General features: G+C 63.8%; 4 protein-coding genes. All 4 read left to right on the top strand.

What is annotated here, in order from left to right; genetic code table 11:
* Positions 1 to 10: 10 nt before the first annotated feature.
* Complete coding sequence (locus NOG11_RS13980; protein WP_256620413.1) at positions 11 to 640, top strand: hypothetical protein; 630 nt, start codon at positions 11 to 13, stop codon at positions 638 to 640.
* A gap of 349 nt (positions 641 to 989) precedes the next feature.
* Complete coding sequence (locus NOG11_RS13975) at positions 990 to 4412, top strand: carboxypeptidase-like regulatory domain-containing protein (RefSeq protein ID WP_256620412.1); 3423 nt, start codon at positions 990 to 992, stop codon at positions 4410 to 4412.
* Entirely contained in the window at positions 4412 to 5530 is a 1119-nt protein-coding gene (locus NOG11_RS13970) for a hypothetical protein (RefSeq protein ID WP_256620411.1), read from the top strand. Before NOG11_RS13975 ends, NOG11_RS13970 begins: the two co-directional genes overlap by 1 nt.
* A 32-nt stretch (positions 5531 to 5562) precedes the next feature.
* Positions 5563 to 9794 (top strand): Ig-like domain-containing protein (locus tag NOG11_RS13965; RefSeq protein WP_256620410.1); only part of this gene is annotated, 4232 nt, incomplete at its 3' end.

The following is a 9794-nucleotide window of genomic DNA, read 5'->3' as shown; positions in this document are numbered from 1 at the left end:
GAACCAAGCCATGATTAAGACGCTGACAGCTATCGCTCTAACTGCATCCGCTTCCTTGGGGATCGGTCAAGCCGCCATTGTGAACGGCGATTTTAGTGCTGGTTCGACAGGCTTCGTCACTTTCGAAGACGGCGGAACAGTGTCGATCAGTGGCGGTACCGCAACGCTCAGCACCGATGCTGGCCTTGGCGCGGATGTGCTGGTGGCCTCGATCAGCCAGGGCGACGATGGGAGCTTCACCTTCGATCCCGGCCTGTTGGTGCCGAGCAACGCGGTGTCGCTCGTGTTCGACATCACCCAGGCGGTGGCAGATGTTGATGCGCTGGAAGACGGAACCAGCTTCTTCGGCGACTCGCTGCAGGTCCTCCTGGCCGATTCGGAGGATTTGCTGCTCGACGTGGCTACCTTCATCGAAGCTGGTGACGTTGGCAGCTTCACCGTGGATATCAGCTCGCTGCAGGGGCGTACCGTCGCGCTGTTCATCGACCTGTTCGATGAGGATGACGGCTTCGACACCACCTTCAGCATCGACAACATCGCCTTCGTTCTCGATGACGTGGTCAACCCGATCCCGCTTCCAGGCGCTTTCGTCTTCGCACTGACCGGTTTCGGCGGCCTGCTGCTGCGCAAGCGCGGCTGAACATTCGTCTCCTAGCAATTGGTGGTCTGACGTTCTAGACGAGCGTCGGACCGCATGCGTCTTATCCCTCTCGGGCTCGCTTCTGCATAGTGCTGATGGAACCTCGGGGATGGTGCGCCGTTTTTTTGCGCTACTCGCGAATACTGCGGCAACCCCGAAATAACGAGTGGTTTCAGCTACTCTCGCTGTGCAAGTCCTTTTCCTCGCGTTTCCTGTTCAGAAAAGATGCAGCCAGGTGCAGTTTTCAGCGTTGACAACCCTGCGGCGTGTTGACACCCTAACACCGTGTTAACGAGATAAACCGGGTTACGGAGCATCCAGCGCTCCGTTGTGGGAGGGGCTGTTCTCGATGCGCCGCACTTACGTGACGAATCCGTCCTGGCTGCTTGCAGCGGCCCTTTTGGTATGCGCCCTCTTTTGGGCCCCTGTACCGTCCGCCTACGCACAGGACGACCCTACCGCCTGGACCGAGCTTGGTGCGGAGGCGCAGGTCTCCCTGACCAGTCCCAGACGGAGCAGGCGGTCGAGCGACGCGACCGTAGGCGCCACCATCACCGCCGCCAGCACCATTGAAGGCCCGGTCTGGATGGTACTCGGCGATTTGACCGACGGCATGGAACTTCAGGGCGCTGACGGCTTCTCGCCGAGCGGTGATCCCTATGTGGTGCTCTCCGCCACCGGGATGGCTGCCGGAGAGACGATCACCAAGAGCCTGGTAATTCTCGGCGGCCGCGCCCGGTTCAACTTCGCGCCGCAGCTCTACACCGAAGAGGATGATGACGAGGAGCCCGTAGGGCCTGAGGTGTCGATCACCTCGCCGGCGACGCTCACCACCGTCGGCACTCAGTCGGTGGAGGTGAGAGGCACGGTCGGCGGTGGCACCACGGTGCTGACCGTGAACGGACAGAATGTCACTTTTTCCGGCGGGACCTTCTCGACCTTCGTGAGCCTCGAGCAGGGCCTCAACACCATCGTCGCACGCGCAAGCGGGGCAGGGGACGAAGAGACCACCGCTTCGATCGTCGTCTCCCAGGACCTCACGCCCCCCGTTGTCACCATTGAGAGCCCGCTGGCCTCCGCTGTCGTCAAGACACCGACTGTCGCCGTGACTGGCCTCGTCAACGACATCGTGCGCGGCACGGTCACCGCGGACGAGGCGGTGGTGACGGTCAACGGTCGCCGGGCAAAGATCGAGAACCGCACCTATCTCGGCGAGAACATCCCCCTCCAGCTCGGCAGGAACACGATCGAGGTCCTGGCCACGGACCAGGTGGGTAATGTCGGTCGCACGAGCATCGAGATCACCTATGAGGAGCCGCTTCCCAACCGGATCGAGCTCGTCTCGGGCCAGGCGCAGAGCGGCGAGATCCTCAGCGCTCTGGATGCTCCGCTTTCGATCAAGCTGCAGAACGCCAATGGCTCTCCGGCCGCGGAGAAGATGGTCGTCTTCCGGGCGATCCAGGGTGACGGCAAGGTCGGCGCGGGAACCGATCTCGAGGCCCAGGCCATCCTGGTGCGAACCGATGCCGAAGGCCTCGCATCAACGAGCTTCCGCCTCGGCAGCCGGGCGGGGACAGGCAATAACCGCGTTCGCGCGACGGCCTCGGGCTATGATGGCGAGGTGGTCTTCTACGCCGACGCAACGCCGCGCCTGGGCGACAAGGTCTCCATTATCGACGGCAACAACCAGCGGTCCGGCCCCGGACAGCCGCTGCCCAAGCCCTTGACGGTCGCAGTGACCGATACCGGCGCGAACCTGCTGCGCGGGGTCGATGTGACGTTCAAGGTCACCAAGGGCGAGGGCAAGTTCGAGGACGGCTCCACGACGAAGATTGTCCGCACGGACGGTGACGGCCGGGCCAGCGTGGCTTTCCGTCTGGGAAGCGAGCTAGGCCTCGATGTTCACCGTGTGGTCGCCTCCATCGACGGTGTCGAGGCGAGGGCTGGCTTCACCGCCTCCGCCCTCAAGGTCGGTAATGCTGGTCAGACCAAGATCACCGGCGTGGTACTCGACAACCAGGACAACCCCATTCCGGGCGTGACCATCCGTGTCGACGGCCTCAACCGGCAGGCTGTCGCCGATGCCGAGGGGCAGTTCGAGATCACTGGCGCGCCGGTCGGGCCGGTCCATCTGATCGCGGACGGCTCCACCGCCACCGTGGACGGAGAATGGCCAAATCTCAGCTACAACATCGTGACGGTGTCCGGCGCGGTGAACCCGCTGCCAGCGCCGATCTACATGGTGAAGCTCGACACTGAGAACGCTCAGATGGTCGGTCTCGAGAAGGTGGAGTACACCCTTGATGAGGTGCCCGGCTTCAAGCTGACGGTCGAGGAGGGCTCGGTGACGTTCCCCGACGGCGCCAAGAGCGGGCTCCTCTCTGTGACGCCAGTGAACGCCAATAAGGTGCCGATGGCGCCGCCCAACGGGATGCAGCCGCAGCTCATCGTCACCATCCAGCCCGCGGGCACCAAGTTCGATCCGCCCGCCCCGCTGGAGCTGCCCAATGTCGACGGCTTCGCCCCCGGCGCCCAGGTTGAGATGTACTCCTACGACCACGACATCGAGGAGTTCGTGACCATCGGCCTCGGGACGGTCTCCCAGGACGGCTCGCTGGTGAAGTCCAACAAGGGCGTCGGTGTCGTGAAGGCCGGCTGGCACTGCGGCTCCCAGCCCGGCGGCTCGGGCTGCTGCGCGAAGTGCGGTGACTGCCAGAGCGTCGATGGCAACTGCAACTGCGTCAACGATCCCAACAAGCCGCTGCCCAACACCCCCGGCGACTGCAAGAAGCCAGGACCGAACGGCTGTAAGGACGGCGGCAAGCAGGAGAACGACGACAGCGACAAGCCCGAGGACAAGCCGGGCGACTGCAAGGCGCCGACCTGCAAGAACGGAACGCCGGGTACGGAGAACGACGACAGCGACGCTCCGCCGGACGACAAGTGCCAGTACTGTAAGGATGGCGAGCTCAAGAAGAAGCTCGACGATATCCCGAACCCGGAGACGAGCGTCTCGATTGCTTGGGAGTTTCCTTCCGAAGTCATCGACAACATGAACAAAGCGCTGGAGGTAATCGACAGGCTGCCTGGTGCGGATCTTCAGATCAGCAAGCCTACCGTCACCTTGGAAGGCAAGGCTTCCAACTGCTGCGATAGGGACACTGGCAACGTAACCCCGGGCGGCAAGAAGGAAGTGTCCGGCCGCGGAACGATCGGTATTGCCGGTGACTTCCTCATCCCGTGGCCCATCCCAGGCGCAGCCCTGGAAGCACGAGTCGAGGTAGATTTCGGCTGGCTTGGCTCTGCCTTTATGAGCCTCGATCTCGAGGGCGGGTTGTTCTTCGACATCAAGGCCGAGGTCGGCGGCGGGGTCAAAGTCACCGAGGACGCCTGCAACGACAATGAGAAGTGTACGACGCTTGACCTGCGGGGCTCGCTCGTCCCGGCCCTGGACCTCAAACTGGAGGCCAATGCCTGCACCGGCTACTCCTCCTTCTGGTCGGGCGACTATGAAGAGTGCGCCAGCCTGGCCTTCAAGCCGGGCCGGCTGGAGTGGAACCTCTGCGCGGGTCTCAAGTACCAGTTCGGACAGGGACCGTCCTGCCCGACGGAATTCACCGGCGGCTTCGGTAATGGCGGTCTGAAGTTCTCCTTCTCCTTCACGGCCTCCGTCAAAGAGAAAACCAACAACACCACCGTTCAGTCTACGGGCGGGTTGAAATGGGAGTTCGGTCCGCTCTTCGCAGGCGCCAATGCGGGGCTCTGCAACTGATGTCGGCTCGCCTCTCCTCTCGCCTTAAGGGCAGCCTCTTCGGCGTACTGGCCTTGTTGGCCAGTGCTGCGGAAGCGCAGGTCGCTGACGGCAGCGAGATCGTCATCCCTATGCCCTACGCCATCGAGGAAGCTCCGGTGGATACCAGTGCGCTGGTGACTTTTGCGGGCGTTCGGTTCGACGATGTGGCCTGGGAGCGGATCTCCGGCGAGCGGCCCTTCAGAGAGACAAGGGCGCTCAACCTCTTCATCCGGGCGATCGAGGCACGCGATCTCGATACGCTTCGCCGCCTGGTCGATCCGGAACTGCTGATTCGCTCGGGGGGCAGCATCGAGCAGGCACTCGGTCCGTATCTGAGCACATGGAACCTGATCGAGCTTCAAGATGTGCTGGCGCTCTTCACCTATGGCGACCGCGCGACCTTCGTTTTGCGGGGGCAGGCTGGGTCGAACACCGTCCTGCCGGTGATCTCCTTCAAGATCCTCCGCGACGGCAAGCTGGTCTTCGTCATCGATAAGACCGACTTCCTCAGCCAGATCGTCTCGGGTTGGAGTACCAGGGGAGCGGTCGCGCTGACAGGCGGAGCGGATGTCGACAGTCTGTTCGCCGATGGGGATACTGCCCGGGAGTTCGAAGTCCCCCTCCTGCCGAGCCGGGACAACGACCCCGAGATCGGATGGCCGGTCCTGTCCTTCGACGGCAGCGACCCGGATACCTCTAATGATGAGGCGGCCTTTGTGCGCTTCGTTGAGGAGGCGCAGGAGCTGGTCGCGAATGGCGAGCTCGGGCGCTTCGTCGATCTTTATGCGGAGGACAGCGCTTCTGTCCTGCGCCAGGCGTTGCAGTCCACACCGCTGGCTGGAGAGACCCTCGCGCAGTTCGCGGAGTTCGAGCTCCTCTTCGTCATGGATGCTGAGCCGCTGATCGTCGCCTTCTTCTCGAGGCCGGGCGATGCCCTTCAGCCTGTGTTCGCTCAGCGGACCGAAGAGGGGTTTGAGTTCGTCAACGCAGCGAGCGTCTACAGCGTACTGAATGCGTTAGTTTCGCCCAATATGGTCACCGGCGCCTTCGCCGAGCCAGCGTTCGGGCAGTTCGAAGTCACGGGTCAGGATCAATAACGGCGAGAGCGTCTCTAGCCGGGGGAACAGACATGTCCGTCAAGTTTGCAGCCTTCCTTACCGCAGCCGGGTTCCTCTTCGGCAGTGCTGCCGCACAGGCCCAAGTCGAGCTCGAACTGGACGAGACCTGTACCATCTCCATTCTGAACCGCGTGGTCCAGGCGGGCGCCGATGGGAGCTTTGCGCTACCCAATGTTCCGGCGACATCCGGGCAGATCAGGGCGAGGGCAAGCTGTATCCGCGATGGTCAGACCATCTCGGCGGAGACCGAGTTCTTCACGGTACAGCGTAACGGGGCGGTCGATCCGGGCGCCTTCTTCCTCGCCGAGGAGACGGTCGTTCCCTCGTCCCTCGACATCCTCCCCTTCCAGACGATCATCCTCGACCTCGACGGCAGCCCCTCGCAGCTTAACGTCACCGCGCTCTATCCCGACGGAAGCGGGGAGGATGTCACCTCGGCGGCCAGCGGCATCAACTATATCTCGTCCAACCCCGACATCGCGTCCGTCTCGGCGAGCGGCGCCATCACGCCCGTGGGCACAGGCAATGCGCTGATCTCCGTCCAGCTCGACGGCACCTTGGCGGTGAAGTTCGTTACGGTGACGGCGGCAGGCGATTCGGACGAAGACGGACTGCCCGACGAGTACGAGATCGCCTTCGGCCTCAACCCGAACGATCCGATCGACGCGGCAGAAGATCAGGACGGTGACGGCCTCACCACCTTGGAGGAGTTCCAGCTCGGCACGGACCCCACCAATGCCGATACCGACGGCGATACGATCAGCGACGGTGAGGAGGTCACCGCTGGTGCCGACGGCTATATCAGCAACCCCCTCCTGCAGGACAGCGACAGCGACGGCATTCGCGACCCCTTGGAGATCGCGACCGGCTCGGATCCGAACGATCCCACCGACCGTAACCTCGCTGGTGTTCTCGCAGCCATCGAGATCGTCCCGTCCGACGTCACCCTGGTCTTCAACACGATCGACACCGAGGCGAGCACGCAGCTGAGGGTCACCGGTACGCTGATCGACGGCAACACGATCGACCTCACCTCGACGGCCAACGGGACGAACTACAGCTCCAACGACCTCTCGATCGCGAGCTTCGGCGCGGAGTCGGGCCGTGTCTTCGCTGGGCGGTCCGGGGTCGCCACGGTCACCGCTAGCCTCGGCGGCCTTGAGGCGACGGCGCAGATCAACGTCTCCTCCTTCACCCCCGTGGCGCTCTCTGCCGTAGATATTCCGGGCTACGCGAACAATGTGGCCGTGGCGGGCGACCGGGCGTTCATCGCCGCCGGGGCCGCTGGCCTTCAGGTCGTCAACGTGGCTGACAGGGCGGCTCCCGCCGTTGTCGGCGATGGTCTCGATACGGCCGGCACCGCCATCGACGTGAAGCTCGAAGGCGAGTTCGCCCTGATCGCAGACGGCGAAAACGGTCTGGTAGTGGCGGACATCTCCGATCCGGCCGCGCCTAGCTTCGCCGCAGGCCTGTCGCTTGAGGGGATCGCGCAGGATGTCGAGGTCCTTGGCGACATTGCCTATGTCGCGTTGGGCTCGGCCGGTGTTGCCGTTGTGGACATCTCCAATATCGAGGTGCCGACGCTGGTTCGAACCATAGGCGGTCTGGGCGATGTGAAGGGGGTGGCGGCTGCCGGAAACCTCCTCGTCGCGGCCACCAATGCAGGGGTGGCGGGCTTCACCATCGACACGCCCTCCGCCCCGGTGGCGGCGGGGACGGCGCCGCTGTCGCTCTCCAAAGATCTGACCACCGACGGACGCTTCGTCTACGTCGCCGCCTACTCGACGGGCTACGCCGTTATCGACTTCAACGACCCAGCAAGCCCGATCGTGCGCCGGACCGACCGCTCGCTCGCGCCGCGAGATGTGGTGCTGGACGGCGATCAAGCCTTCTTCGCCGAGCAGCTGTTCCCGAACGTCGTGGCCTATGTGAACATCCAGGTTCCCGCTTCGGCCTTCCTGCAGGGCGTCATCAACCTCTCGCCCTTTGGCGACTATGCGGGTACCGGGATCGATCTCGACGGGCAGTATGTCTACATCACCGAAGAGAGCTTCGTGGTCCGCGATGACTACAAGGCAACCGGCAAGACGCGGCTGTTCATCGCTCAGTACCGGGAGCTGAGCGATACGGGTGGGGTACCGCCCACGGTTGAGATCACCAGCCCCTTCAGCGGCGACGTACTGGTCCGCGGCTCCACCGTGCCTGTCACCGTGGAAGCCGAGGACGATGTGCGCGTGGTCGCCGTCAACTTCCTGGTGGACGGCGAGACGGTGTTTACCGACACCGTACCCCCCTACGCCTACAACCTGCAGGTGCCTGACAATGAGAGCGGCCTGACCATCGCTGCGACGGCGATCGACCTCGCCTCCAATCTGGGCCGGTCCAGCGACGTGATCGTCGGCGCCGATGTGGACAGCGACGGCGACGGCCTGGCCGATCTGGCCGAGACCTCCATCTGGAACACCGACCCGAACGATCCCGACACCGATGATGACGGCCTGTCCGACGGCTACGAGGTAGAGATCAACTCCGACCCGCTGGTCTTCAACGAGGACACGGACGGCGACGGGCTTAGCGACGCTGAGGAGCTGGTCTTCGGCACCGATCCGACCAAGGCCGACACTGACGAGGACGGGCTCAGCGACAAGGTGGAGATCGATGCTGGTCTCTCCCCCCTCAATCCCGATACCGACAATGACGGTATTCCGGACGGCGAAGACGATCTCGACGGCGACGGCCTGAGCAACGCTGATGAGGTCGCGCGCGGTACGGATATCAACGGCGCCGATACGGATGGCGACGGCCTTGAGGACGGCGAAGAGGTCTTTGCAGGCGCCGACGGCTACATCACCGATCCCTTCGATACGGATACGGACGGCGACGGCATGTCCGACGGCTATGAGAGCCGCTTCGGCCTCGACCCCACCGATGAGGGTGATGCTGGCCTCGACCCCGATGGCGACGGCAAGACCAACCTCGCCGAAGCTGCTGAGGGCAGCGACCCCTTCAACAACGACATTGCCCGGCCTCTGGTGGTCGAGACCGTGCCCGCGGCGGATGCGACCGATGTCTTCACCAACCGCACGGTGACGATCCGCTTCTCCGAGCCGATGGTACGCAGCAGCTTTGACGCTGGGACAGTGGTGCTCGCGCCGCTCCCCGCAGGCGAGCCGGTTCAGTCCGACCTGTCGCTCTCCGCCGACGGTCTCAGCCTGACGATCGACCCGCCGGTCAACCTCGTACCCTTCACCCCCTATGCCGTGACGCTGGACGGGGTCCGGGACCTTGCCTTCAACGCCCTCGCGGAGCCCTTCGTCCTGAGCTTCACCACGGGCGAGGTCGCCGATGAGACCGCGCCGCAGATCCTCGCCGCCACGGTGGCTGACAACCAGACCGGCGTGCCGGTCAACGCGTCCTTCGGCATCACCTTCAGCGAGGCGGTCGACCCGGCCACGCTGACCGAGGACCGCGTCACCCTCTATGACTGGACAACCTACACTTTCGTCCCAGCGGCCGTGCAGGTGGATCCGGCCAATGGTCAGGCCTTCCTCGTTCCTGATGAGCCTCTGGATATCCTGCGCCAGTACCGTCTGTCGGTGAACTATCTGGTGGCTGACGCCGCGGGCAACACGCTCGCCGGCACCCGCGACTTCGACTTCACCACAGGGTTCGAGACCGACCAGGCGCCGCCTGTTCTCCTCAAATCCTCGATTGCCGACGGGGCAGGGGGTGTACCGCTCAATGCTCGGGTGAGCCTGGAGTTCAACGAAGCCATCGACGCTGCCTCGGCGCTCGGCGCTGTCAGCCTGCGACGCGACGATGAGATCGTGCCGGTGGGCGTCTCCTTCTTCGGCGGCCAGCGCCGCATGACCCTGACGCCTTCTGAAGCGCTCGATGCCGCTGCGCAGTACAGCGTGGTCGTCGCCGCAGGCCTGACCGATGCCGCAGGGAACAACCTCATCAACCCCGGCACGACGACCTTCACCACCGGCGGCGCTGAGGACGATGTGCGTCCGCGCGTCAGCCTGACCGATCCCAAAGACGAGCAGCGCGGCTTGGCTCTCGATACCTTCATGGATGTCGTCTTCGATGAGGCGGTCGACCCTGTCACCGTGAACACCAGCACGGTAACCCTCTACGACTATACCCGCGGAAGGAATATTCGTATCGAGACGGCTCTGTCCGCAGACGGCCTTTCGCTCAATCTTCAGCCCATCGACGTTCTTCTTCCGCTTGGTCGTTA

It is taken from the genome of Parvularcula maris (assembly GCF_024505085.1).
GTDB lineage: Bacteria > Pseudomonadota > Alphaproteobacteria > Caulobacterales > Parvularculaceae > Parvularcula > Parvularcula maris.
Note: the sequence above shows the minus strand (reverse complement) of the source record. Positions and strands in the feature narration are given on the sequence as shown.

Excerpts from the sequence above, each read along its gene's own strand:
- NOG11_RS13980 (WP_256620413.1), top strand. The coding sequence starts at position 11 with ATGATTAAGACGCTGACAGCTATCGCTCTAACTGCATCCGCTTCCTTG.
- NOG11_RS13975 (WP_256620412.1), top strand. The coding sequence starts at position 990 with ATGCGCCGCACTTACGTGACGAATCCGTCCTGGCTGCTTGCAGCGGCC.
- NOG11_RS13970 (WP_256620411.1), top strand. The coding sequence starts at position 4,412 with ATGTCGGCTCGCCTCTCCTCTCGCCTTAAGGGCAGCCTCTTCGGCGTA.